The organism is Flavobacteriales bacterium (genome assembly GCA_029248105.1).
GTDB lineage: Bacteria > Bacteroidota > Bacteroidia > Flavobacteriales > UBA7312 > UBA8444.
The window spans coordinates 1-26,147 of sequence record JAQWJZ010000041.1 but is presented as its reverse complement, the minus strand read 5'-3'; the positions used below and the strand labels follow the sequence as shown (position 1 = coordinate 26,147).

The window sequence follows — 26,147 nt, the reverse complement described above, 5'->3', positions numbered from 1 at the left end:
ACCACCGACCCCAATATTATATATTTCTCAACCAATACCAAGCTATTCAAAACAAGCAACGGTGGGGTGTCTTGGAGTCAACTTGGTGGCTTACCAAATTTATGGATAACCGACATCGCCACACTAGAAACAGACCCCAATACTGTATAGGTTACATATTCAGGTACCTCGAGCGGCAATAAAGTTTATAAATCCACTAATGGAGGGTCCTCATGGTCAAATATGACCGGATCAGGACTTCCTAATGTACCTGTAAATTGTATTATACTTGATGAAAATACTGACGAAGTATTCGTAGGTGTCGATTTAGGGGTTTATAAATTACCCTCATACACAAGCACATCCTGGTCATTATTTAATAACAACAGCTTGCCCTATGTCTAAGTTAAAGAATTAGAGATACATAAGAGTAGTGCACAATTAGTTGCAGGGACCTATGGTAGAGGAATATGGTCAATCGAATTAAAGCATAAGCCAAACGTTATTTTTTCTGTAGACCAAACTACTGTATGTCAAAATCAGCCCATAACGTTTACGGATGAAAGTGAACATAATCCAACCTCGTAGTTATGGAATTTTGGAGATGGAAATACATCAACCGAACAAAATCCGACACATACATATGCAAGTGGAGGAGCATTTAATGTGACTCTTACCGCAACGAATTCATATGGCAGTTCATCAGAAACCTATAATAACTATATTAATGTGGTACCTCTGAGTGGTAGCCCTGTTAGTAATATTACTGCAACGGGTTCATACGATTGGTTTGGCACTACTTATTATTGTTCAGGCACTTATTATTATGTTTCTCCTTCATGTCAAGATTATACTCTAAACCTAACTGTAAATAATCCTCTTATATCAACAACAAATGTTACTGAATGTGATGAATATACTTGGGATATTTCTGGACAGCAATATACTTCAAGCGGGACTTACTATCAGTCTGTTTTAGCACCTCAAGGATGTTTTGCTGATAAAAAATTAATTCTTACTATCAACGCATCCACAGAGGCGAGTCAAACGCATAGTGCGACTTATAGTTATTCATGGAATGGCGAAAACTATTTTTGTAGCGGCACATACTACCATTATAGTACAAATGCCGAGGGTTGCCCACATACTGATATTTTATATTTAAACATTGAATAAAAAATACAGTATATTTTTTTTATAGCCTGAGTCTTTTTTAGATTCAGGCTATTTTTATTCATACTTTTGCTTCCTAAAATTTCTATTTGTTCATTTGAAAGTCCAACTACATAAAGGTTCAAAATATTTAGACCAAAATCAATGGGAAAAATTACGTCCTAAAGAGAATGTATTCATGTCTTTGGACTTCAAAAAGACTTTTGAAAAATTTCATCAGAAACAGATACAATCCATATACTACACCGTTGATGATGAATTAAATAGTGCTATGGGCTATGCTCAGCATTTCATTATTGGAGGAAATAAAATTCACTCTTATCAAAAAAAGAACGATTTAGGCCAAAGTATTATAAGTCTTGTTTTGCGTCTGTTAAAACTTAGAGTAGTAGCGTTGGGCAACGGTCTTTTGACTAATATTTCTAATCTATATATCCCAAAAATAAGCGACAAGAGCTTATTTGTAAAAAACCTGTTGAACGCCATTCAAGAGGATTTTGGAGTCGGTAAGTTTATCATCCCCGATCATTTTTTTAAAGCACTAAATATAGATAACCCTAATGAAGCATTTCCTGAATTGATAAAAATCGAAGTCGATGAGGATATGCAAATGAAGATCCCTCAAGAATGGCAAACATTTGAGGATTATAGACAAGCTCTAAAGAAAAAATACAGAAGTCGCTTAAAAAGTGTTCTTAAAAAAAGTGATGCCGTAAGTGTAAAAGCACTGGATAAAGAAGGTTTAGAAAAATATGCCCAAAAAATGCAAGAATTGTTTGCCAATGTGCATCAAAAATCGGCCTTTGCTATAGCTCCTTTCAATACGGATATATACCGAGATTTAATTATACTCGACAACCCTCAATGCCTCGTTTTTGGCTACTTCCTAAACGATGAAATGATTGCCTTTTCCTCAGAGTTGAGGACCGAAAAAACCCTTTATTCTTACTTCATAGGACTGGACTACAGATACAACCGCTCTCATCGTGTTTACGAGAAAATTTTGAATCAAACCATAAAAGGAGCCATTGAACATAACAAACAACACCTTGTTTTTGGAAGAACAGCAGCAGAATTTAAGAGTAATGTGGGTGCAACACCAATTCAATCTCATATTTATATCTACCTTAAGAGTCCCTTATTAAGGCGTATTCTTAGGCCCATACTATCTCAGATTAAACCCAAAGTCTGGACGCAAAGGAAGCCTTTTGCATAGATTTAAAATAAGCTATTTTCTATCGTATTTACAACAATGGTGTAGCTTGTTATAAACCTCATCGTCTGCCTTATAATTTTCAGTATCATAACCCACAGATGCTATTTTCTTTTGTATTTCATCAATATCGGTTTGCTCGGACAAAAATTTAACTACTAGTATCTTAGTCTCCGAACTCCATTTGGCAAAAATAACACCATCTATAGATTTGACAGTGCTAACAATGGTTTTATGACACATTCCGCAGTTGCCCCAAACTTTTATCTTCATTTTGACTTTATCCCCACTGGCAAAAAGTAAAGTTGAACACAGCAATGAAAAAATGAATAATAATGGAAATGTTTTTTTAATTGATATCATAACGTAAGGGGTTATAAGCTGATTAAATTTTGTTAGAAGACTTGCTCAACTGCAATTTACAAAAAAAATACTCAAAGGATTTAAAGGAAAAACAATAGATTTGTGATAATGATATCAGCGCCAAGCATACTCATAATAATTCCAGCTAGAGCAGGTTCAAAACGTATTAAAGGTAAAAACACCAAACCTTTTAACGGTATTCCTCTAGTAGAACACAGCATAAGATATGCTCAACATTGTATAGGTACAGATACCGTAATATCAACGAACGATAAACAAATTGAGCTTATAGCTCAACAATATAATGTGCCTATACTTTGGCGAGATGAAAGTTTAGCTACAGACCATACGCCCACAAGAGAGGTCGTAAAAGATGTTATTGCCCAAACCGATAAGATATACGACTACATTGTGGTATTACAACCCACCAATCCTTTACGGCCTAAAAAGATGTTTAAAGAGGCCTTCGAATTACTACAAGAAAAGCAAAGCGACTGTCTGATAACAGTCAGTTTAAACCAGCATAAACTCGGTAAAATCGAACATTCAACCTTTAAGCCATTCACCTATGAATTTGGACAAAGATCGCAAGATTTAGAGCCCTTATACTATGAAAACGGATTGCTTTATTTATGTTCATACGACTTAGCCAAAAATGGCAAATTGATAAGCGAAAAACCAACGGCTATGCTTATTGATCACCCATATGCTAGCGTAGATATTGATACAGAGTTGGATTGGAAGTGGGCAGAATTAATCTCAAAAGAATACCATGATTGAAATAGCAGGAAGAAAAATTGGAGCAGAATACCCCCCAGTTGTCATTGCTGAAATTGGCATTAACCACGAGGGAAGTTTAGAAGTAGCTAAAGAAATGGTAAATGCGGCACATCGTGCAGGTGTAGAAATAGTCAAGCATCAAACCCACATTGTAGAAGATGAAATGAGTGGGGCTGCCAAAAAGGTAATCCCTGGCAATGCCGATGTTTCCATTTATGAAATTATGGAGCGCTGTTCGCTTAACGAAAGGGAAGAGCTGGAACTCAAAAAATACGTAGAATCCAAAGGGATGATATTTATAAGTACGCCATTTTCTAGAGCTGCTGCCGACAGACTACATCAATGGGATGTTCCAGCCTATAAAATTGGCTCTGGCGAATGTAATAACTACCCATTATTAGAGCATATTTCGTCTTTCGGTAAGCCTATTATTTTGAGTACTGGCATGAATACTATTGAAAGCATTACAAAGGCTGTATCCATTTTCAAAAAACATAATGTTCAATACGCTTTATTGCACACTACAAACTTGTACCCTACTCCTAATCGATTGGTCCGATTAGGAGCTATGCAAGAGATGGCCAATCATTTTTCGGGCACCACTTTTGGCTTATCTGACCATACCATAAGCAATCATGCTTGTTTAGGAGCCGTTGCTTTAGGAGCGTCTATCTTAGAAAGACACTTTACGGACCACATGAACAGAACAGGTCCAGATATTGTGTGTTCTATGGACGAAGAAAACTGTAAAGCACTTATTGAAGGTAGTCGCATTATTTGGGAACAAAGTGGAGGAACAAAAGGTCCTGCCGAAGAAGAGCAAGTGACTATTGACTTTGCCTTTGCTACGGTATGTTCTATCAAAAATATCACAAAAGGAGAGGCTCTTAGCATGGATAATATCTGGGTTAAACGTCCTGGAACAGGTCCAATACTAGCCGAACATTTCAACTCTATTTTGGGTAAAAAAGCCAAAAGAGATATACAAAACGATGAACAATTAAACTGGCAAGATTTTGAGTAAGACTATCGTATTTCTTTCTGGTACTCGTGCCGATTTTGGCAAGTTAAAATCCTTAATAAAAATCAGTTCAGAATCGGATGATTTTAAGGTTCATATTTTTGCTACAGGTATGCACCTACAAGAAGAGTATGGCTATACCGTTAACGAAATAGAAAAATCTGGTTTTAAAAACATTCATAAATTTCCTAATCACACCAAAGAATCCACTATGGATTTGACTCTTGCCAAAACCATAGAAGGGTTATCGAGTTTTGTAAAAGAAGTACAAGCAGATATGTTGCTTGTTCATGGTGACAGAGTGGAAGCCTTAGCAGGGGCAATTGTCGGCTCTTTGAATAATATTTTGGTAGGGCATATAGAAGGTGGTGAAGTATCGGGAACTATTGATGAACTTATTAGGCATTCGATAAGCAAACTGAGTCACATCCATTTTGTAGCTAATGAAGAAGCTAAACAACGCTTACTACAGATGGGTGAGTTAGAAAGTCAAATCTTTGTGATTGGCTCACCAGATATTGATATTATGTTTTCAGAAAGTTTGCCAAGCTTAAATGAGGCTGTGGATTATTATGATATTCCATTTAAGCGCTTTAATATCTTAATGTTTCACCCTGTCACTACTGAAAATAAAATAGCAGAATACGCTAATAATTTAGTGAATTCTGTATTAGAAGACGATGGTAACTATATCGTCATCAAGCCCAATAATGACATGGGTTCATCTTTGATAAATAAGGCTTTAAAAAAATTAGAAAATAATTCAAGGTTTAAAATTTTTCCGTCTCTACGCTTTGAATATTTCTTAGTGCTTCTAAAAAATTGTCAATTTATTATTGGCAATAGTAGTGCTGGAGTAAGAGAGGCTCCCTATTATGGTGTTACAAGTATTGATATTGGAAGCCGACAATTGAATAGAGTCAAATCCGATAGTGTTGTACACTGTTCTTATGACAAAAAAGAGATACGTTTAGCCATAGAAAAAGCTAAAAATAGGACGCCAAGCAAGTCAAGTCATCCATTTGGAAAGGGACAAAGTGACCAACTATTTATAGAACTGCTAATGGGTGCTGAGCTGTGGTCAATTCCTTGTCAAAAACAATTTAAAGATCGTGAATTTTCTAACAATTAATCCTTAAATTTGTTCCTCTAAATAACACCAAATGAAAAAGCTATTTTATTTATCTCTAATTACAATTTGTAGTATCTGTTTCGTATCTTGTGAAAAGGATAATACAGTGTCTCACACTCATGAAGGCAGCTGTTGCGGAACGGAGCAATGCGAATGCAATCACAACGATAACAAAGACAATGTTTGTGCCGCCTGTGGAATGGAAAATTGTACTATGGGCTGTGCGACTAACTAAATAGTTGATTTAAACTGCTCTAGAAAACGAACATCATTTTCAAAGAATAAACGTAAGTCCTTGACTTGATATTTGAGCATAGCTATTCGTTCTATACCCATACCAAAAGCAAAGCCAGTATATATCTCTGGGTCAATGCCACAATTTCTGAGTACGTTAGGGTCAACCATACCACAGCCTAGGATTTCTAAATAACCTGTGTATTTACATACGTTACACCCTTTGCCAGAGCATATATTACAAGACACATCTACCTCAGCACTTGGTTCAGTAAAAGGAAAATAGGACGGACGTAATCGGATCTCTGTTTTGTCGCCAAACATTTCTTTAGCAAAGTAAAGCAAGGTCTGTTTAAGGTCCGCAAAAGAAACGTCTTTATCAATGTATAACCCTTCTACTTGATGGAAAATACAATGCGCTCGAGCTGAAATGGCTTCATTTCTGTATACTCTACCTGGTGATAATGTCCTAATGGGAGGCTGGTTGTCTTCCATAAACCTAACCTGTACCGATGAAGTATGTGTTCTGAGTAAGATGTCAGGGTTTTGCTGAATAAAGAAAGTATCCTGCATATCTCTTGCTGGGTGCTCATCGGGTAAATTAAGAGCGGTGAAGTTGTGCCAATCGTCTTCTATCTCCGGTCCTTCTGAAAGAGTGAAGCCAATACGATTAAATATGTCAACAATCTCGTTTCGCACTAATGATAAAGGGTGTCTGCTGCCTAATTGATCTTCTACAACAGGCCTTGACAAATCTAAGCCTGAAGATTGCTCCGTATTATCTGAAAAACTTTGTTTGCCTTCTTCCAATTTATCTTGAATGGCTTTTTTAAGCTGGTTTAGAGCTTGTCCAAAATCTTTCTTTTGCTCATTAGGCACTTCTTTAAACGCCGCAAACAAATCGTTCATCAAACCTTTTTTACCGAGGTATTGAATACGAAACTGTTCTAACTCTTCCGCATTTTTGGGAGAATAAGAGGAGACCTCAACTAATAATTCTTTAGCTTTTTGTAACATCTACTTGATTAGGCTTACTTTCATAACTACTTTTTCTAAGGGTAAGTTGTTTTTGTCCCTTTTTACATTCGATATTTTAGAGATGAGCTCAAGGCCTTCTATAACCTCTCCAAACACCGTATAGTTAGCGTCCAAATGTGGTGTTCCTCCAATTGTAGAATAGGCTTTTTGCTGTTCCTTGTTAAAGGTTACCCCCATTCTATTAGCAAACATAGTTAAGGTTTTTTCATCATAAACTTGACCTTCAACAATATAAAACTGCGAGCCTGAAGACTCTTTTTTGGGATTGACCGCATCGCCCATACGAGCTGCTGCTAGAGCGCCTTTTTTATGAAAAAATTTCTTGTTAAATTCTGCTGGTAAGGTGTAACCCGGACCTCCATTGCCAATCGATTGCTGAGGATTTTCTTCTTTAGAAACAGGGTCTCCACCTTGAATCATAAAGCCAGGGATAACTCTGTGAAAAAGTGTGCCATTATAAAAACCGTCTTTAACAAGTTTTATGAAATTATCTCTATGTATTGGGGTTTCATCATAAAGCTCGGCTACTATATCACCATAGTTAGTGGATATTTTTACTTTTACTCGCTCTTGAGAATGCGCAAGTAGACTTAAAGAAAATGCTAATACGACTGTTAATATTGGTTTCATATAATTACTATCTTTGTTTGGATAAGCAAATTAACAAATAATCATTTACAAAATGAAGATAAGTCGACTGCTGATTGTTTTTATTACCCTATTTTCTCTGTCTTCGTGTTACGAAGAGCCGCTAACTAAAGGTATTATTACCGTCTATGACATGGAAGGCAATACCGTTTCTGGGGCGACTGTTAAACTATATCAAGAGGACATCGTCGGTGTTACTCAAACGGATGTTGTTAGCACTTTAGTATCTGACTTCAACGGGCAAACAGAACATGTTTTAGAATTGGAGGCTTTAATGAATGTTGAAGCTTACACATTAACTGACGCTGAGTCTGCTGATACCCTATTGTACGGCACAACAGTTATTCGTTTGACACGAGGAAAAACCATTTATAAAAATATTGAGATACTTCCTGTAAACTAGTTGAAGTACTCTATAATTGCCTCTTTAATCATTTCATCTTGTTGCTTAGCATTAAGGCTAGGCAATTTATCAGTGGCTTTCCAATGTGGCCAGCCGTCTTCATCGTGACCAGAAAATTCATAAATGCCCCATTGGCTTAAAAGCGCACAAACAGCAATATGAATGACATCCAACTTCTGATTTTTGTTCAATTTCTGATAACCTTGCCCCAACTCCTGTAGCCCAATAAGAAACAATATGGCTTGTAAATCTAAGCCCTCACCAAAACGATGGGCAAGTTTCGCAAGTAAATTATTCCAATTTTCATCTAAGCTGTTTTCCATGCCACAAAAATACTACTTTTGAAGTCTTATGAATTATTTAGATATTGTTTTAGCTGTTCCTCTGTTGTGGGGTTTGTATAAAGGTATAAGCAAGGGGATTGTAAAAGAACTTGCTGCCCTAATTGCTTTAATAGCTGGTATATATGGTGCTGTTCATTTTGCAGATAGCATCCATCCCTATTTAAAAGAGCACTTTTCTATAGAAACCTCATTTGTTCCTATTGTATCATTCGCCATTACGTTTATTGCCATTGTTTTAGCAATAAGATTAGTCGGATTTATAATAGATAAAATTGTTAAAGCAGTTGCCTTAGGTATTATTAGTCGTTTATTGGGCGGTGTTTTTGGAATAATGAAAACCGCATTTATAATAAGTGGATTGCTTCTTATTTTTAACACCTTTGATTACTATCTCAATTTGATACCTATCAAACAGAAAAAAGAATCCGTATTGTATGAGCCTATCTCAAACATGATACCTTCAATAATGCCAAATGTAAAAGATGGTGACTCTTTAATTAAAGAAGCTGAAAAGGTTTGGAAAGATACTGAAGATAAAATTAGTCTTTAATAATCGCCGCAATTCCTGGCAAGGCCTTGCCTTCTAAGTATTCAAGCATAGCGCCACCACCTGTTGATACATAGCTTACCTTATCAGACATATCGTATTTATTAATTGCTGCTACAGAATCGCCACCACCTACAAGAGTGAAAGCCCCTTTATTGGTAGCGCTAACTAAAGCGTCAGCAATGGCTTTTGTGCCTTGAGAAAAGTTTTCCATTTCAAAAACTCCCATTGGACCGTTCCACAATATAGTAGCTGATTGTTCTATTACTTCTGTAAACTGTTGTGCGGTCTGATGTCCAATATCTAAGCCCATAAAACCCTCAGGAACATTGCCCACCAAAGAGTATTCTTTGTTAGCGTCGTTTTCAAACTTATCTGCATTCATAGAATCAGTAGGAATACACAGCCTAACGCCTTTTGCTTTAGCCGTCTCCATAATTTCTAGAGCCAAATCCAACTTGTCTTCTTCTACTAAAGAATTTCCTACTTCACCTCCCATTGCCTTAACAAAAGTATAAGTCATGCCCCCGCCAATTATTAAGTTGTCGACTTCTTCAAGCATACGAAGGATGATAGTGATTTTAGAAGATACTTTTGCACCTCCCATAATGGCAGTAAATGGCTTTTTTGCTCCTCCAACCACTTTGTCAATATTCTCTATCTCATTAGCCATCACATATCCAAAGCACTTTTTGTCTTGAAAAAGTTGGGCAATAACAGCTGTTGAAGCGTGGGCTCTATGAGCGGTTCCGAAAGCGTCATTGACATAAACATCTCCTAATTCTGACAGTTGTTTTGCAAAAGCAAGATCACCAGCAGTTTCTTCAGAGTGAAAACGTAAATTTTCAACCAATAACACCTCTCCTGATTGTAAAGATTGACTAGCCTGAACAGCTTTTTCTCCAACACATTGGTCAACAAACTTAACATCAACGGATAATAAATCACTTAAGTGAGATACTAAATGACGCATCGACAGCTTATCTTCTGTTCCTTTAGGTCTTCCTCTATGTGACATTAATACTACAGAGCCGCCAGAAGAAATAATCTTATTTATGGTTGGTAGAGTAGCTCTCATTCTCGTATCGTCGGTAATTTTCAAGTCTGCATCCATAGGCACATTGAAGTCTACCCTAATAAGAAAACGTTGGTTTTGAAAAGGAAAAGAATCTAGGTGTTTCATTTGTAAAAAATTTAGGCAAATGTATATTTTCTTTAAGTAATCTAAAAAAGATTTATTCATTACCTTTGAAGAATTAGTGAATAACAACTATGCTTTTTAAAGATATTCCTTCCAACGATAGGGCAAAACAACATTTACTTAAAGCTGTCCAAAATGACAGGTTAAGTCATGCGCATTTGTTTTTAGGGGAAGACGGCTCTTCTGGCCTAGCTATGGCGTGGGCTTTTGCACAATATTTGATGTGCGCCGAACCCACAGAAAACGATTCATGCGGCAGATGTCCCTCATGCTTAAAGAGTGCTAAGCTTAGCCACCCTGACTTGCATTGGGTTTTCCCTGTTATTACTGGCAAAGGCAGTAATCCTACTAGCGATTTGTTTATTTCAGACTGGAGATCCTTGTTAGAAAATAATCCTTTCCCCTCTGAAGAAGATTGGTATTCTCATTTGGGGACAACTAACAAGCAAGGCTTTATAAGCGTAAACGAAGCAAATGAATTAAGTAAAAAAACTATCCTTAAACCTTATGAGGGTTCGTATAGAGTTATTATTATTTGGCATGCCGAGAAGATGCATGGGCCAACAGCCAATAAACTTTTGAAGCTACTGGAAGAGCCACCAGAAAAAACCATCTTTATCCTATTAACATCACATGCTGAAAACTTACTAGCTACCATTGTTTCTAGGCTACAAAGTTTAAGCATTGACCCAACCGATGAAAAGAGCCTTTCAGACTTCCTTCAAAAAAGCTATAATGTCGATGAAGGTCGTGCTAACGAAACAGCAATATTGTCTGACGGCAACATTGGCAAGGCTATTCATTTTTTAATTGGAAATGAAATGCTGTCTCAAAATACAGAAGAGTTCCAAAATTGGATGAGGATGTGTTATAAAGCAAAAGTTGTAGAATTATCATCTTGGATTGACACTGCCAACTCATGGGGAAGAGAGCAACAAAAAGGGTTTTTGCAATATGCCTTACATATGGTCAGAGAAAGCTTAATACAAAATTTTGCTCATCATAGCATAAAAAAAGTTAGAGAGGAAGAACGGGTTTTTACCGAAAAGTTTGCTCCTTTCATTCATCAAAATAATGCTGTTGAAATAATTGAAGAATTAGAACTTGCCCATCAACATATTACTAGAAACGGAAATGCTAAAATTATTTTTATGGATTTGACACTAAAGATGGTCGTGCTTCTTCACGCTAAAAGTATAAATTTGCAAACAACTACAAACTAAATACTATGGGTTGCTCAGGATGTTCTTCAGGCGGATGTGGTAGCGGATTACCAAGAGGTTGTAAAAACAACGGTAACTGCGGTAGTGGAGGGTGTAATCAATTGTCTGTTTTTGACTGGCTTGCTAACATTCAAGATGCTGATAGCGACAGCACATTCATGGGCGTAGAAGTGCGTTTTAAAGGTAGTCGTAAAGAATTCTATAACAACTCCAAAAAACTACCATTATCAGTTGGCGATGTAGTGGCTGTTCAGTCCGATTCTGGGCACGATATTGGTGTAGTATCTATCATCGGTTCATTAGCAAAGTTGCAAATGAAAAAGAAGATAAAATCATCCTCACTGGACGATTTATGTATTATCTACAGAAAGGCTAAAGAAAACGATATCCTAAAATGGAAAGAAGCTGTTGCCTTAGAAAATGAAACCATGCATGGAGCAAGGAAATCTGCCGAACTGCTAGGGCTTGAGATGAAAATAAGCGACGTAGAATATCAAGGCGATAAAAATAAAGCGACCTTTTATTATACGGCTAATGGTAGAGTTGACTTTAGAGAGTTAATAAAGGCCTTATCTTCTCAGTTTAAAATCAGAATAGAAATGCGACAAATTGGAGCACGACAAGAAGCTGCAAGGCTGGGTGGTATTGGGGCGTGTGGTAGAGAGTTGTGTTGCTCCTCTTGGCTAACAGATTTTAGAAGTGTAAGCACCTCTGCCGCTAGGTATCAACAGCTATCTATAAACCCTCAAAAATTAGCCGGTCAGTGTGGTAAACTTAAATGCTGTCTAAACTATGAGCTAGATGGATATATGGAGGGGATCAAAGAATTTCCAAACACAAACACTAAGCTTAAAACAAAATTAGGAGAGTGTTCATTCATCAAAATGGATATTTTTCAGCGTAAAATGTGGTACGCATACCCTATGTCTGCTAATGAATCAATAGTTGAGCTTCCACTCGACTATGTCAACAAAGTGATTGAACAAAACTCAAAAGGTATTGTCCCTGATAAATTAGAGCAATTCTTTACACCAATAGACACGCCTAAAAATGATTACGAAAATGTTGTTGGACAAGACAGTATTAATCGTTTCGACAATCGTCAAAAAAAGCAAAAGAAAGGTAAAAAACGTCGATTCTTTAAAAGAAAAACTAAAAAGGTATGATGAAATATTGTTACATAACTGTTGTTTTACTTTTCTTGTTTTCATGTGATTCCAACAGAGTCTTCGAAAAAAATATATCTATAGAAAATAACGTTTGGACACTCAATCAAACACCCTCTTTTGAATATAACCATATAGATACTATATCGGAGCTGAATATGCTTGTTAACGTAAGGCATTCGAGCAGCTATCCATTCTCTAATTTATGGATATTTGTAAATACTATTTCTCCAGATGGAACAATAAAAAAAGACACCCTAGAGTGTGTTTTAGCAGAGAAAAACGGGAAGTGGATTGGAAATGGATTGGGGGATATATGGGACATTCAATGTCAGTTTAAAACAAGTCGACTCAAAGAAGATGGATGGTATACATTTAAAATTGAGCAAGCTATGCGACATGGCGACTTGGCTAAGATTGAGGAACTTCCAGGGATAATGGAAATAGGTTTAAGAATAGAAAAATAAGACTAAATATGATGAAAAATACATCTATCAAGCAAAAGGTGTTTTCGTTGTGGCTATTGATTTTAAGTCCAATTATCCTTTTATCCATTACCCTTTACCTTACTTCTGTGGGTTTATTTGGTGAACTTCCAACCTTTGAAGAACTAGAAAACCCAAAAAGTAATTTAGCAACAGAAATCATATCCTCCGATGGTGTTGTTTTAGGTAAATACTTTTTTGAAAATAGAAGCAATGTCAAATATCATGAGTTAAGCCCTAAGCTTGTAGATGCTCTTATATCGACCGAAGATATAAGGTTCCGAGATCATTCTGGAATAGATATTCGTGCGCTGTTACGAGCTGTAAAAGGTGTGATGACAGGCTCAAACTCCGGTGGAGCTAGTACAATTACTCAACAACTTGCTAAAATGTTGTTTACTGAAAAACCAGCCTCTGGACTTCAAAGAGTAATGCAAAAATTTAAAGAGTGGATAATCGCCGTTAGACTAGAAAGGCAATACACTAAAGATGAGATTCTTACCATGTATCTCAATAAATTTGATTTCATAAATAATGCTGTTGGGATAAAATCAGCCTCTCAAATATATTTTAATACTACACCTGATGCTTTAACAATAGAAGAGTCTGCAATGCTTGTGGGAATGTTAAAAAACCCTTCGCTATATAACCCTAACAGAAGGTTAGAAATTAGCCAAGAAAGACGGAATGTGGTGCTCTCACAAATGAAGAAATACGACTATGTCTCTGCATTAGAATTTGATTCTTTATCAAATAACCCTATAACATTAGACTTCAAAAAAGCGAGCCATAATGAAGGGCTTGCCCCATACCTTAGAGAATACCTTAGAGGTGATCTTAAAGAATGGTGTAAAGAAAATCATAAAGCCGATGGTACTAACTACAATCTTTATACAGATGGTCTAAAAATTTATACCTCTATAAATTCTAAAATGCAAGAATATGCTGAAGATGCTGTTCACTCTCATTTAGCCTCGTTGCAAAGCGACTTTTTCAAACATTGGAAGGGCTATTCAAACGCACCGTTTCCAAAAGATTTCGATAGAGAACAAATTATGGCAATATTAGAGCTAGGCATGAAACGTTCTGACCGTTATAAAAAATTAAAAAGCCGTAAAGCATCTGAAAAAGAAATAAAAAAAGCATTTAGAACAAAAGTCCCAATGCGAGTTTTTACTTGGAAAGGAGAAAGAGATACCACAATGTCACCTATGGACTCTGTACGTTATTATAAATACTTCATACATTCGGGAATGATGAGTATGGATCCAAATACTGGTCATGTAAAAGCCTATGTTGGAGGTATTAATTATAAGTATTTTAAATACGATCACGTCAAGGTCGGTAAACGACAAGTAGGTTCGACTTTTAAACCTTTTTTATATGCCTTGGCCATGCAAGAAGGGTATTCCCCCTGCTATGAAATCCCTAACGTACCTGTAGTTTTTGAAAAAAATCAATGGGGACTCCCCGACAAAGATTGGGTTCCAAGAAACTCTGATGACAAATACGAAGGTATATTGATGAGTTTACGTTTCGGCTTAGCCAACTCCATTAATACCATTACGGCGTACATTATGAAACAATTTGGCCCTCATTCTGTACTAGATTTAGCAAAGAAAATGGGTATTAGTAGTAAGCTCGACCCAGTTCCATCTATTTGTTTAGGCACATTCGATTTATCTGTTTATGAAATGGTAGGAGCCTATTCTACATTTGTAAATAAAGGAATATGGACAGAGCCAATTATCGTAACAAGAATAGAAGATAAAAATGGTATTCTACTTCAAGATTTTGCCCCTAAGACAAATGAGGCTATGAGTGAAAAAACGGCTGATTTGATGGTAAGAATGTTGCAAGGTGTAGTGGACGGGGTGTATAACCCTCATGCTGATGTAAGCATGGGTACAGGAGTAAGGTTAAGAAGAAAATATAAGTTCGAGAATGAAATAGGTGGTAAAACAGGTACCACCCAAAACAATTCTGACGGTTGGTTCATGGGAATAACTCCTAACTTAGTCACAGGAGTATGGTCTGGTAATGAAGATAGAAGTGTCCATTTCAGAACTACTTTTTATGGACAAGGGGCAAATATGGCTTTACCCGTTTGGGCCGAGTATATGCAAAAAGTATACGCCGACACTTTAACGCTAGGCATTTATCCTGAAAAATTTAATATCCCTCAATCCGTTGATGTACTACTAGATTGTGGGGCAAATGATGAGGGAGTGACTGAATACGAAGAATTTTAATCTTATTAATATGATAAACAAAGTAGTAAATTCCATAGCAGAAGCAATAGAAGGGGTAGAAGACAATATGACTTTTATGCTTGGTGGATTTGGATTATGTGGAATCCCTGAAAATGCTATTCAGGCTTTATCCGATTCCAACATTAAAGGCTTAACATGCATTTCTAACAACGCAGGTGTTGATGACTTTGGGCTCGGCTTATTGCTTAAAAAGAAGCAAATAAAAAAGATGATCTCTTCATATGTGGGAGAAAATGCTGAGTTTGAACGTCAGATGCTGAGTGGTGAACTAGAGGTAGATTTAATCCCTCAAGGGTCGTTAGCCGAACGATGTAGAGCTGGAGGCGCAGGTATTCCCGCATTCTTCACTCCTGCTGGTTATGGAACAGAAATTGCTGAAGGCAAAGAGGTTCGAGATTTTAACGGTCAGCCACACATTTTAGAATCTGCATTAGAAGCAGACTATGCATTTGTTAAAGCTTGGAAAGGGGATACCGCTGGCAATCTGATCTTTAAAGGTACTGCTCGAAATTTTAATCCTATGATGGCAATGGCTGGCAAAATAACTGTAGCTGAGGTAGAACACTTAGTCCCAGCGGGGGAATTAGACCCCGCACAGATACATACGCCAGGTATTTTTGTACAACGTATTTTTCAAGGGGCAAACTACGAGAAAAGAATAGAACAACGAACCGTAAGAACTAAAGAATAATGGCATTAGACAAAATAGGTATAGCGAAACGCATTGCACAGGAACTTAAAGACGGCTATTATATAAATTTAGGTATTGGAATTCCTACATTAGTAGCAAATTATATCCCTCAAGGTATAAACGTAGAATTTCAATCTGAAAACGGTGTGTTAGGAATGGGGCCTTTCCCCTTTGAAGGTGAAGAAGATGCAGATCTTATAAATGCTGGTAAACAAACGATTACAACCCTAGATGGTGCTGTGTTCTTTGATTCTGCTACTAGTTTCTCTATGATAAGAGGTAAACATGTTCAGCTAACAGTGCTAGGGGCGATGGAAGTTTCGGAACAAGGTGATATCGCTAACTGGAAAATACCCGGCAAAATGGTAAAGGGAATGGGTGGTGCAATGGATCTAGTCGCCTCGGCAGACAATATCATTGTGGCCATGATGCATACCAATAAAAAAGGAGAGAGTAAACTTTTAAAAAAATGTAGCCTCCCTTTAACGGGAGTTGCTTGTGTAAAAAAGATAGTAACAAATCTCGCCGTTCTTGAAATTACTGACCAAGGCTTTAAACTTCTAGAAAGAGCGCCGGGAGTTAGTGTAGTAGATATACAAAATGCTACTGAAGGTAATCTGATAATAGAAGGGGAAACACCAGAAATGAACTTATAAAAAAGATGCCGAGGCGTTAACCTCGGCATCCCACTTAACCTTAACAAGTTCATTTATGAAGCGTAAGCTTTCATGTTTTAAGTACTACAAATGTATAACGAATAAACCCCTTAAAAAAGTATTTTTCGATGAGTCATTAAACTATCTGACAAACAAGGCGTTTTAGCAGATGAAGCTGCTTTAGAACCCAAAAATGAACTAAATAAGTGAGTAAAATCAAGAATATCTAGGCGAAATACTAGGCCTTAGTCGCTTTTTTAATATTCTCCTTTCTTCCTTCAGGAATAGCAGAAATTAATCGCTGAGTATATGGTGTTTTTGCTTCCAAGTAAATTTGATCTGCATCGCCCATTTCTTCAATCTTTCCGTTTTGCATGACGACCATTCTATCGCTCATATACTTCACCACTGAAAGGTCATGCGAAATGAAGATGTAAGTCAAGCCGAACTCCTTTTTTAAATCGTTTAAAAGGTTAAGCACTTGTGCTTGAACAGATACGTCTAATGCAGAAACAGACTCGTCACAGATGATGAATTTAGGGTTTACAGCCAATGCCCTTGCAATCCCTATTCGTTGGCGTTGTCCTCCAGAAAATTCGTGAGGATAGCGGTTAAAGTGTTCTGCTCCCAAACTTACTTTTTCCAATAACTCTTCTACACGTTTTTTACGCTCTTCATCATTGGCTAAAATGCCATGAACCTGCATAGGCTCCATAATAGCATTGCCTATTGTCATACGAGGGTTTAGCGAAGAATAAGGGTCTTGAAAAATGATTTGCACTTCCTTTCTAAATGCTCTTAACTCTTGCTCATTAAATGTGGCGATATCCCTACCTTTATAAATCATCTGACCATCGGTTGGCTCATTAAGCCTTAAGATTGTTCTACCTGTTGTTGTTTTACCACAACCAGACTCCCCAACTAAACCAAGTGTTTCTCCAGGATAAACATCAAAGCTTATATCGTCTACCGCTTTTACATAGTCTGTTATACCACCAAAAAAGCCATTTCTTATAGGGAAATAGGTCTTAAGGTTTTTAATTTGCAACAAGGGCTCTTGAGTGAATAAGGCTTTTTGCTGTTTATCTCTTTCTGACTTAGATATCACTAAATCTTTGGTAAAATCTTCTACAGAAATATCATTAGCTATATTTTCTCCCTTTTCATTTGTTTGCATAAAGTCGCCAACTGTTGGCAGGAAAGTATAACGCTTATCAAGAGGTGGGCGACAGGCTAATAGCCCTTTGGTGTAGGGATGTTGAGGATTGTTAAAGATGTCCCAAACACTGCCTTGCTCAACAATATTACCTTTGTACATAACCACCACTTTATCTGCCAATTCAGCAATAACACCCAAGTCGTGGGTGATAAACAATATTCCCATATCGTGTTCCTTTTGAAGCTTTTGCATCAACTCCAAAATGGTTTTTTGAACAGTTACGTCAAGTGCTGTTGTAGGCTCATCAGCAACCAATACTGAAGGCTGACAAGACATAGCCATAGCTATCATTACCCTTTGTTTTTGACCCCCCGAAATCTGATGAGGATAAGTGCTAAAAATACGCTCAGGGTCTGGCAATTGCACTTCTTCAAATAACTTTATCGTTAAGCCTTTAGCTTCTGATTTGCTAATGGATTGATGTAACATAATAGCTTCCATAACTTGATCACCGCACGTAAAAACGGGATTTAGAGAAGTCATAGGCTCTTGAAATATCATAGCAATTTCATTACCTCTATATTTACGCATTTCTTTTTCAGAAATTTGTAAGAAATCAACCGTTTCGCCATCTTTTTTGTGGAACAAAATTTCTCCACCAGCAATTTTACCCGGAGGAGAAGGAACTAAACGCATAGCCGATAAAGAGGTAACCGACTTACCAGAGCCTGATTCACCAACAATACCAATTGTTTCTCCTTTGTTAAGTGTAAAACTGACATTATTTACAGCTGTAACAACTTTTCCTTCTGTATGAAATTCTGTGACAAGGTTTTTAAATTCTAATAAAGTATTGCTCATGATAAGTAAATTTATGGCCTCAATTTAGGGGTTATCGTTCAATTATGCAACTTCTATTTGCTCTTCTGTAAGTATGGGTTTTCCCATATATTTTAATAAAATTTGTGCTACGGTAAGTGTATCTTTCTGACAATACACCCGAATACGTTCTAAATCTTTTTCTTGCCAGTAAACTTTAGCTACTTGACTACCATCTATATCGTCTTTTGGTGTTGGTATGCCAAACAGTGCGGATAATAATTTGATAGAAGTATAGTGTTTGTAGTCACCAAACTTCCACAGTTCCATGGTATCCAAATGACGAACTTCCCACGGTTTTTTACCAGCTATTTCTAGTATCTTAGGCAGGGTTACTCCATTGACAATCATGCGCCTACATAAAAAGGGGTAATCGAACTCCTTACCATTATGAGCACACAAATAGTGGCTTAGGGTAGCAAACTTATCGTCTAAAAGTGTTTTAAGCTCATTTAATAATAACTGCTCATCATCACCATAAAAGGACTTAATCCTAAAAAAAGAGGTGTTGTTTTTCTCATAAATGTAGCCTACAGAAACACATATCACTTTAGCGAACTCTGCCATTACGCCTGCCTTAAGTCCATAAAATTCATCGGGTGTTTGCCCTTCTGAAAGCTGCCAACGGGTTTTGTCTGCCCACAAGGATTGAAACTCTTCTGAAAGCTCAGAAAAAGTGGGCGCTACAGGAACGGTTTCTACATCAAGAAATAGTATTTTATGAATGGAAATGTTTTCAAGCATAACAACTTCAAAGATAAGAATATCCCATCAGAATAATGCGGCATAATTCAATAAGAAACTATTACAGGAAACATCTGAAAACAAAAGATAAGATAAGCGTATTGCAATAACAATTTATAAGCCTTAACCTTCTTTTCTTCTTTTGTACTTATTCTCAATGCAATTATTGTAATTAATATAAATAAAGCCACAGCAATACCTATTTCAAAAATAACCCTGAGATAAGGAGGGCTTAGAAAATATACCAATAAATGAAGAATAAAAATGGATAACAAAAACAGACATATAAACTGGTGAACCGAGATGAGATTAGGCATTAGCCTATTTCTTTGGAATATAGCAAAACATAAACTCAAAGATAGAATTGGTAAAACGATAAAGCTGTACCAATTCAACTCTACACCTAAAAAGGTAAATACTAAAAGTGAGATTAAAAATATAAGAAGTGGTTTCATTAGAGGTGGCTTTAAAATTCAAAAGTAAGTTACTCATTTACAAAATGAAAGTCAAACAGGTTTTTGAGATGACCTTTTAGCTTCTGTTGGACTTCTTGCATATCAACTTCTCTATTTAGTTCCTTTTGCATAGAAGTCACCGATTTATCGACTATGCCGCAAGGAATAATATTGCCAAAATAGGACAAATCACAATTGACGTTAAAAGCAAATCCGTGCATAGTCACCCAACGGCTAGAACGCACCCCTAAGGCACATATTTTACGTGCTTTATCTGTGCCCACATCTAGCCAAACACCCGTTTCTCCATCAGAGCGTATGCTTTCTATGCCATATTCTGCTAGGGTTAAAATAACCGCTTCTTCAAGGAAGCGCAGATACTTATGAATGTCGGTAAAGAAATTATCCAAATCTAAAATGGGATAACCGACTATCTGTCCGGGTCCATGATAAGTTATGTCGCCACCCCTATTAATTTTATAGAACGTAGCTCCTCTAGATTTGAGGTAGTCTTCATTCACTAAAAGGTTTTTTTCATCTCCACTTTTTCCTAAAGTATACACGTGAGGGTGCTCACAAAATAAGAGGTACGATAAGGTGGGGTCTTGTCTATTTTCCTTTCTGTTGTTTTTCTTAACATCAAGGATTTCATTAAATCGTTTTTCTTGATAGTCCCAAGCTTCTTTATAATCGATAAGCCCTAAATCTTGAAAAACAACTTTAGGCATACATTATAATTTTGCTAATGAGCTCTTTAGGAAGTTAATAACGTCTATTTCAATAGCGTCTACCTCGTTCATCTCTGACAAATACCACGATACCCAATCACCTAAATGAATATGATAAAGACTATTTTCGATTCGAGAATCGCCTTTACTCCAAACTTCAGTAATGTTATCTGTAAATTTAGATATCACATCTTTATTGATATCTATTCTCACCTGATTTCTATCGTAATCACAGGTGTTTCTAAAATAAACTACTCCTAAATTATCGGTGTTTATTCTCCAACCTAACAACTCGTTATGATTCATTTCTGGAATGACGTGATGCCAACATAACATTTTACTGTTTTCGTTGATTTGCTGACGAAAACGAACGCCTACCCCTTCGAAGCCTGCAGCCGTATATATTACAGGTGTTGTACCATATAGTTTAGTAGCTAAGACCTTGGCCTTAGATTTTATAGCTTCTTCTTCACTATCTAATAAAGCTATTCCTTTATCGAATTCAGAAATAAAAGAATCATCTATTAAGCCGTAGTGGTTCAATAAGAAGAATAGTTGAGTGAAAGAGTATCCAAACATAGCTCGAGGTGGCTGACCACCAGGTATTGTTATGCAGTTGAAGCCTTTTTCTTTGGCTAGTTTTTCTAACGCTCCCCCTGAAGTAACACATGCAATTTGAGCTCTTCGTTTCTGACAAGCTTCCAATGCATAAAGGGTTTCTTCAGTGTTTCCTGAATAGGATGATGCTATAACTAGAGTATTTTCATCTACAAAATTGGGGATGCTATAATCTTTAGTTGCTGAAATAGGCACATTGATGTGTTCAGAGACCAAATCGTTTACAATAGTACCTCCGATTCCAGAACCTCCCAAACCACAAATAAGAACATTATGAATATCAGCATGAGGGTCGCTAAGTAGAGTGGACTTGCCTATTTCTAAAGCCTCTGTTAGATGCTTAGTAAAGTCGCTGATGTAATCATTCATTTTCATAATAAATCGTGTTTTGTGTAAGGTTATTTTTATTCGGTGTAAAACTACAAAAATAGACCGTTAATTATTTAATATCTTTGCCGAAAATTTATAGCATGCATAGAGAGTTGTCAGAACAAGAAATTGTTAGAAGAGAATCTTTACAAAAGTTGTTGGAGTTGGGTATCAACCCATACCCATCAGAATTATTTGATGTTAATGTTTCAGCTGCTGAAATAAAGAAAAATTATACTGCCGATAAATTAGGTTATAAGAATATTCAGATTGCAGGTCGCTTGATGAGTCGTCGAGTAATGGGAAAGGCTTCTTTTGCTGAACTTCAAGATAGTACAGGAAGAATACAGCTCTATTTTAATCGAGATGAAATTTGTCCTAACGAGGACAAAACCATGTACAATACCGTCTTCAAAAAGCTTCTTGATATAGGTGATTTTATAGGTATTAAAGGGTATGTTTTCACCACTAAGGTGGGTGAAATCTCTATTCACGTGGAAAGTTTTGTAGTCTTAAGCAAAACATTAAGACCCCTACCACTACCCAAAACAGATACGGATGGAAAAGTGTACGATGCGTTTACCGACCCTGAGAAAAGATACCGTCAGCGTTACGTTGATTTAGTAGTTAACCCACACGTTAAAGAGGCTTTTCTCAAAAGGACACAGCTCACCAATTCCATGCGTTCGTACTTAAACGACAAAGGATATCTCGAAGTAGAAACACCTATTTTACAACCCATCTATGGTGGCGCTGCAGCACGACCATTCAAAACACATCACAACACATTGGATATGCCGCTTTACCTACGTATAGCCAATGAGTTATACCTCAAAAGACTTATCGTTGGTGGCTTTGATGGTGTTTATGAGTTTTCTAAAGACTTTAGAAACGAAGGTATGAGTCGTTTTCATAATCCAGAGTTTACCCAAGTAGAACTTTATGTAGCCTACAAGGACTACAATTGGATGATGGATTTGGTAGAAGAAATGGTAGAAAAAATTGCCCTAGACTTACACGGCACTACGGAAGTTCAAGTAGGAGAAAACCTTATCAATTTCCAAAGACCTTGGAAGCGATACACTATGTACGAGGCAATTGAACATTTTACTGGAATTGATATTTCTGAAATGGACGAAGAAACTATGGCAAAAACCGCCAAAGAATTAGGTGTTAGTGTAGATTCTTCTATGGCAAGAGGCAAACTAATAGATGAGATATTTGGCGAAAAATGTGAAGGGCAATTGATACAACCAACCTTCATTACAGACTATCCTGTTGAAATGTCACCTTTAGCCAAAAAGCACCGAGAAAAAGAGGGTTTAGTAGAACGTTTTGAAGCCATTTGTAATGGCAAAGAAATATGCAATGCCTTTTCTGAATTGAATGACCCTATTGACCAAAGAGAACGATTTGAAGAACAGCTAAAACTAGCTAAAAGAGGCGATGAAGAAGCTATGATTTTGGATGAGGATTTTTTACGATCAATAGAATACGGCATGCCTCCAACGGCCGGTCTTGGAATTGGTATTGACAGGCTGTCTATGATAATGACTAATAGCAATTCCATTCAAGATGTGTTATTCTTCCCACAGATGAAGCCAGAAAACAATACACCTGAAGAATAGTGGCGGAGTTTAAAAACATAGCGGTTATTGGTGGTGGTAGTTGGGCAACAGCTATCGTTAAGATGTTGTCAGAAAGCCAAACTAAAGTCGGTTGGTGGATGCGTAATGAAGAAACGATAGCACACATCAAACGCTATGGCAATAACCCCAATTATATCAGCGCAGCGGAATTATTTCCGGAAAAATTAAACCTTGATTCAGATATCAATGCTGTTGTTGATGCTGCAGATTGCATTGTTTTAGCTGTGCCGTCTGCTTTTCTTAGTAGTACTCTTGAACCTTTAGAGGTTTCTTTGAAGAATAAATTCGTGGTTTCAGCCATTAAAGGAATAGTGCCTGAAAAAAATACAATCATAGGAGACTATCTTCATGACAACTATCAAATTCCCTATAAAAATATAGGTGTTATAACTGGGCCTTGTCACGCCGAAGAAGTCGCCCTAGAACGGTTATCATACCTAACTGTTGCCTGTGAAGATGTTGAAAAAGCACAATGGTTTGCCGAACAAATCGGTTGCCGATACATCAAGACTAATGTTTCTGAAGATATCTATGGTACTGAAATCGCTGCCGTTCTAAAAAATGTTATTGCTATTGCTTCTGGGGTTTGTCATAGTCTAGGATATGGAGATAATTTCCAAGCTGTTTTGGCTTCTAATGCCATCCGAGAAATAAAACGTTTTGTAGATACCGTTCACCCCATCAAAAGGGATATCAAAGAATCGGCTTATTTAGGTGATTTATTGGTTACTGTTTATTCCCAATTTAGTAGAAATAGAACCTTCGGCAATATGGTGGGCAAAGGCTATTCGGTAAAGTCTGCGCAACTGGAAATGAATATGGTAGCTGAAGGCTACTATGCTGTTAAGTGTATCAAAGAAATAAACGAGCAATACAACATCGATATGCCTATCACTAACGCCGTTTATCATATTCTTTACGAAAAGATTTCTCCAGTAATAGAAATGCGCTTGTTGTCAGATAATCTGAACTAATCGCAATCGCACTCTTGACAAGCCTCTAAGGTTTCAAAGCCCCATACGCTACATCCGCTATAAGCGATCTGTTCACAAGTATTTTCATCTGCATTATAAAACCACCTTTGAAAAGCAGCAGAACATAACTCATCTGTTGGAGGAGTATGGCTACATACAGCATTGTCGGATTCACAGTCTTTTGAACAGGCCGAAAGTAAGAGCAAAGCTATTAGCAAAAAGCTTAAATATAGCAACTGGATTATTTTCATTTTTAAACCGATTTTTATTGTTCTTAAAACACTACGGCTTTTTGACAATTGCTCTCAATACAATAGGATCGGAGTCTTTATATTTAGCAAAGCCATTTTGTTCTTCAAAATAAATTATTTCAAAGCCTATTTTTTTAAGTTTTTCTTTAAACTCATCGGCCTCAATAAACCTTCTATGATGGCCATTATAAAACCAAATATTATTCCCTTTATCTTCCCCTTTTCCACATATATCATCCTTTATGGTTCTGGCTTCTACACAAAACAAGCCTTGTGATTTTAAATTATTAAAAATCCAATCAAGGGTTCTATCTTCTCCATCAAGGTTTACAGAATGCATAGTAAATCTGGAATAGACGACATCGACAGCTTGTGGTCTGTCGCTAAAGCTAGGAAGGCGTGTAAAGTCAGAAGCAAAAGATTCTATGTTTTCAATTTGGTTTAATTTTTCAGTGGTGTTTTCACACTGATCTATTGCAATCACTTGCATGTCGTTTTTGGCAAAAAATACGGAGTCTCTTCCGTTACCACAGCCCAACTCTACTAGTAGATTAGATCCTATAAGCATCTCATTTTCAACAAGGTACTGTGCAAAAGGACTTGGTGTGTTTATCTTCATCGCATTATTGTAGAAGTTTAACCAATATGCTTTGTCATTAATAATTATACTCATATACTTTCTATAAATTGAATTAAACGTTGTGTTGATTCGCCGTCTTGATGTTGGTGAAAAATAGTTGTTATTGATTTTCTTTGTTCAGCATGTTCTTCACCATCACTCAAAAGAAATGATTGCAAATCGCTCTGTGATTGTAATACAGGTCCTGCGAGGTGTTTGAAATAATCGAAAGAAAAACCTCTGACCTCATTGTATTCATCATAATCATAGGGAATGTAAGCAATAGGCCTATCCAATAGTAAATAATCTAATACGATACTAGAGTAGTCTGATATTAACATATCTACATTGTGTAAATAATCATTAACCGAAGGTATTTTGTCAGAGCCTTTAAAATATATGTTTTTTAACGCTTTAAAAATCTTCCGCTTAGAATACTTTTGCTCGTCATGAACATGAAGTCTTATCATTATCTCAATGCTGTTTTCACCTAAAAACTTATCTAATGCCAATAGGTTAGCGTCTTCAAAAGGGAATAGCATGGTCATGGTATGATCTCTGAATGTAGGAGCATATAAAACGACCTTTTTACTGTTAGAAGAGGGTTGAAGTTTATTTTTAACAATAATATCGTTTCGTGGTTGACCAAAGCTCAGCATTTGTTTTTCATCAAAGCCAAATTGTTTTTTTATGAATTCTTTTTCGAACTGCGATGACACTAAAAAATAATCCCAACTATCAATGTCTTTCTTTTTAGACGCTGAAAAAGACGCCTTATCAGCTAGTTTTTTTACCGCAATGGCATGAAATAAATTCAAAAACGTTCTTTGAGAATGGGGTCTTGGCAAGTATGGAAAAAAATCGAACTTGCCGTGTGTAAAAACTAATAGCTTAGATTTTAAAAGAATATACAGCCCTTTTGGACTGTAAGCGTAAATTCCGTTTTTAGGGATAGTTGCTAGTATTTTCATCTTCTTAGTAAAGAAAAAAGTCTTTTGAGGGTTTTTAGAAAGCAAGGCCTCAAATAGCACCTTGCTATTGTCGGCATATGCCTTTGCAGAGCGTGTAGAAAAAACTATGTATTCTTTTTTGAAAAATAGCTTATCTAGTATGTTAAACAGAAATGAAAGTA

29 protein-coding genes and 1 pseudogene are annotated in these 26,147 nt (G+C 36.6%); 17 read left to right on the top strand and 13 right to left on the bottom strand.

Annotation, left to right across the window (positions count from 1 at the left end):
• Positions 1-222: 222 nt before the first annotated feature.
• The 3 genes and pseudogenes from P8I29_07860 to P8I29_07850 all read left to right on the top strand — a co-directional run bounded on the left by P8I29_07860 (position 223) and on the right by P8I29_07850 (position 2,368).
• Positions 223-384: a hypothetical protein gene (locus P8I29_07860; GenBank protein MDG1917702.1), complete on the top strand. Its 162-nt coding sequence runs from the start codon at positions 223-225 to the stop codon at positions 382-384.
• A 198-nt stretch (positions 385-582) separates the two neighbouring features.
• Positions 583-1,155: pseudogene (locus P8I29_07855) on the top strand (PKD domain-containing protein).
• 94 nt (positions 1,156-1,249) lie between these two features.
• Positions 1,250-2,368, top strand: coding sequence for a GNAT family N-acetyltransferase (locus tag P8I29_07850; GenBank protein MDG1917701.1), 1,119 nt, complete (start codon positions 1,250-1,252; stop codon positions 2,366-2,368).
• A gap of 12 nt (positions 2,369-2,380) precedes the next feature.
• Here P8I29_07850 and P8I29_07845 read toward each other — a convergent pair whose 3' ends face one another.
• A complete protein-coding gene (locus tag P8I29_07845) occupies positions 2,381-2,728 on the bottom strand; it encodes a heavy-metal-associated domain-containing protein (protein MDG1917700.1) in 348 nt (115 codons plus the stop codon).
• 108 nt (positions 2,729-2,836) lie between these two features.
• On the opposite strand from P8I29_07845, the gene P8I29_07840 reads away from it, so the two are divergent.
• The 4 genes from P8I29_07840 to P8I29_07825 are packed head-to-tail and all read left to right on the top strand — an operon-like array spanning position 2,837 to position 5,896.
• Positions 2,837-3,508 (top strand): acylneuraminate cytidylyltransferase family protein, encoded by a 672-nt coding sequence (locus tag P8I29_07840; protein MDG1917699.1) that lies wholly within the window; start codon positions 2,837-2,839, stop codon positions 3,506-3,508.
• Positions 3,501-4,532 carry an N-acetylneuraminate synthase family protein gene (locus tag P8I29_07835; protein ID MDG1917698.1) on the top strand — a complete coding sequence of 344 codons (1,032 nt, stop codon included), beginning with the start codon at positions 3,501-3,503 and terminating at the stop codon, positions 4,530-4,532. Before P8I29_07840 ends, P8I29_07835 begins: the two co-directional genes overlap by 8 nt.
• On the top strand, positions 4,525-5,661 hold the full coding sequence (neuC, locus tag P8I29_07830; GenBank protein ID MDG1917697.1) for a UDP-N-acetylglucosamine 2-epimerase: 1,137 nt from the start codon (positions 4,525-4,527) through the stop codon (positions 5,659-5,661). The genes P8I29_07835 and neuC overlap by 8 nt, the downstream gene beginning before the upstream one ends.
• Positions 5,662-5,692: 31 nt before the next feature.
• On the top strand, positions 5,693-5,896 hold the full coding sequence (locus tag P8I29_07825; GenBank protein ID MDG1917696.1) for a hypothetical protein: 204 nt from the start codon (positions 5,693-5,695) through the stop codon (positions 5,894-5,896).
• Here P8I29_07825 and pheS read toward each other — a convergent pair.
• Together pheS and P8I29_07815 are read right to left on the bottom strand one after the other, a co-directional pair.
• Positions 5,893-6,912 (bottom strand): phenylalanine--tRNA ligase subunit alpha, encoded by a 1,020-nt coding sequence (gene pheS, locus P8I29_07820; GenBank protein ID MDG1917695.1) that lies wholly within the window; start codon positions 6,910-6,912, stop codon positions 5,893-5,895. The two genes, P8I29_07825 and pheS, sit on opposite strands and share 4 nt — an antisense overlap.
• Positions 6,913-7,563, bottom strand: a complete 651-nt coding sequence (locus P8I29_07815; GenBank protein ID MDG1917694.1) for a peptidylprolyl isomerase — start codon at positions 7,561-7,563, stop codon at positions 6,913-6,915.
• Between the two features lie 52 nt (positions 7,564-7,615).
• On the opposite strand from P8I29_07815, the gene P8I29_07810 reads away from it, so the two are divergent.
• A complete protein-coding gene (locus P8I29_07810) occupies positions 7,616-7,984 on the top strand; it encodes a hypothetical protein (protein MDG1917693.1) in 369 nt (122 codons plus the stop codon).
• Here the strand turns inward: P8I29_07810 and P8I29_07805 are convergent.
• The gene (locus P8I29_07805; GenBank protein MDG1917692.1) at positions 7,981-8,307 is read right to left on the bottom strand and encodes a hypothetical protein; all 327 of its coding nucleotides are present in this window, start codon (positions 8,305-8,307) and stop codon (positions 7,981-7,983) included. The genes P8I29_07810 and P8I29_07805 overlap by 4 nt on opposite strands.
• 28 nt (positions 8,308-8,335) lie before the next feature.
• On the opposite strand from P8I29_07805, the gene P8I29_07800 reads away from it, so the two are divergent.
• On the top strand, positions 8,336-8,878 hold the full coding sequence (locus P8I29_07800) for a CvpA family protein (GenBank protein MDG1917691.1): 543 nt from the start codon (positions 8,336-8,338) through the stop codon (positions 8,876-8,878).
• Here P8I29_07800 and P8I29_07795 read toward each other — a convergent pair.
• The gene (locus P8I29_07795; protein MDG1917690.1) at positions 8,868-10,058 is read right to left on the bottom strand and encodes a phosphoglycerate kinase; all 1,191 of its coding nucleotides are present in this window, start codon (positions 10,056-10,058) and stop codon (positions 8,868-8,870) included. The two genes, P8I29_07800 and P8I29_07795, sit on opposite strands and share 11 nt — an antisense overlap.
• An 89-nt stretch (positions 10,059-10,147) precedes the next feature.
• Here P8I29_07795 and P8I29_07790 point away from each other — a divergent pair, with 89 nt between their 5' ends.
• The 6 genes from P8I29_07790 to P8I29_07765 are packed head-to-tail and all read left to right on the top strand — an operon-like array spanning position 10,148 to position 16,570.
• On the top strand, positions 10,148-11,299 hold the full coding sequence (locus tag P8I29_07790) for a DNA polymerase III subunit delta' (GenBank protein MDG1917689.1): 1,152 nt from the start codon (positions 10,148-10,150) through the stop codon (positions 11,297-11,299).
• Between the two features lie 5 nt (positions 11,300-11,304).
• A complete protein-coding gene (gene ricT, locus P8I29_07785; protein MDG1917688.1) occupies positions 11,305-12,465 on the top strand; it encodes a regulatory iron-sulfur-containing complex subunit RicT in 1,161 nt (386 codons plus the stop codon).
• Positions 12,462-12,932, top strand: a complete 471-nt coding sequence (locus tag P8I29_07780) for a gliding motility lipoprotein GldH (GenBank protein MDG1917687.1) — start codon at positions 12,462-12,464, stop codon at positions 12,930-12,932. Before ricT ends, P8I29_07780 begins: the two co-directional genes overlap by 4 nt.
• Before the next feature lie 8 nt (positions 12,933-12,940).
• Positions 12,941-15,202, top strand: a complete 2,262-nt coding sequence (locus P8I29_07775) for a transglycosylase domain-containing protein (GenBank protein MDG1917686.1) — start codon at positions 12,941-12,943, stop codon at positions 15,200-15,202.
• A gap of 10 nt (positions 15,203-15,212) precedes the next feature.
• Positions 15,213-15,914, top strand: coding sequence for a CoA transferase subunit A (locus P8I29_07770; protein ID MDG1917685.1), 702 nt, complete (start codon positions 15,213-15,215; stop codon positions 15,912-15,914).
• Entirely contained in the window at positions 15,914-16,570 is a 657-nt protein-coding gene (locus tag P8I29_07765) for a 3-oxoacid CoA-transferase subunit B (GenBank protein ID MDG1917684.1), read from the top strand. Before P8I29_07770 ends, P8I29_07765 begins: the two co-directional genes overlap by 1 nt.
• Before the next feature lie 238 nt (positions 16,571-16,808).
• Here P8I29_07765 and P8I29_07760 read toward each other — a convergent pair whose 3' ends face one another.
• Genes P8I29_07760 through P8I29_07740 form a run of 5 tightly spaced genes read right to left on the bottom strand, consistent with a single transcriptional unit; the run spans position 16,809 to position 21,522 of the window.
• Entirely contained in the window at positions 16,809-18,590 is a 1,782-nt protein-coding gene (locus P8I29_07760) for an ABC transporter ATP-binding protein (protein ID MDG1917683.1), read from the bottom strand.
• A 42-nt stretch (positions 18,591-18,632) separates the two neighbouring features.
• A complete protein-coding gene (locus tag P8I29_07755) occupies positions 18,633-19,352 on the bottom strand; it encodes a 3'-5' exonuclease (GenBank protein ID MDG1917682.1) in 720 nt (239 codons plus the stop codon).
• Positions 19,353-19,399: 47 nt separating this feature from the next.
• Positions 19,400-19,807 (bottom strand): hypothetical protein, encoded by a 408-nt coding sequence (locus tag P8I29_07750; GenBank protein ID MDG1917681.1) that lies wholly within the window; start codon positions 19,805-19,807, stop codon positions 19,400-19,402.
• A 29-nt stretch (positions 19,808-19,836) separates the two neighbouring features.
• Complete coding sequence (gene lipB, locus P8I29_07745; protein MDG1917680.1) at positions 19,837-20,535, bottom strand: lipoyl(octanoyl) transferase LipB; 699 nt, start codon at positions 20,533-20,535, stop codon at positions 19,837-19,839.
• Between the two features lie 3 nt (positions 20,536-20,538).
• Complete coding sequence (locus tag P8I29_07740) at positions 20,539-21,522, bottom strand: bifunctional phosphoglucose/phosphomannose isomerase (GenBank protein ID MDG1917679.1); 984 nt, start codon at positions 21,520-21,522, stop codon at positions 20,539-20,541.
• 101 nt (positions 21,523-21,623) lie between these two features.
• On the opposite strand from P8I29_07740, the gene lysS reads away from it, so the two are divergent.
• Together lysS and P8I29_07730 are read left to right on the top strand one after the other, a co-directional pair.
• Positions 21,624-23,150: a lysine--tRNA ligase gene (lysS, locus tag P8I29_07735; GenBank protein ID MDG1917678.1), complete on the top strand. Its 1,527-nt coding sequence runs from the start codon at positions 21,624-21,626 to the stop codon at positions 23,148-23,150.
• Positions 23,150-24,145: an NAD(P)H-dependent glycerol-3-phosphate dehydrogenase gene (locus P8I29_07730; GenBank protein MDG1917677.1), complete on the top strand. Its 996-nt coding sequence runs from the start codon at positions 23,150-23,152 to the stop codon at positions 24,143-24,145. Before lysS ends, P8I29_07730 begins: the two co-directional genes overlap by 1 nt.
• Here the strand turns inward: P8I29_07730 and P8I29_07725 are convergent.
• The 3 genes from P8I29_07725 to P8I29_07715 form a co-directional block, all read right to left on the bottom strand.
• Entirely contained in the window at positions 24,142-24,396 is a 255-nt protein-coding gene (locus P8I29_07725) for a BPTI/Kunitz domain-containing protein (protein MDG1917676.1), read from the bottom strand. The genes P8I29_07730 and P8I29_07725 overlap by 4 nt on opposite strands.
• Before the next feature lie 31 nt (positions 24,397-24,427).
• A complete protein-coding gene (locus P8I29_07720) occupies positions 24,428-25,069 on the bottom strand; it encodes a class I SAM-dependent methyltransferase (protein MDG1917675.1) in 642 nt (213 codons plus the stop codon).
• A partial coding sequence (locus tag P8I29_07715) for a CDP-glycerol glycerophosphotransferase family protein (GenBank protein ID MDG1917674.1) occupies positions 25,066-26,147 on the bottom strand: 1,082 nt, incomplete at its 5' end. The genes P8I29_07720 and P8I29_07715, both read right to left, overlap by 4 nt.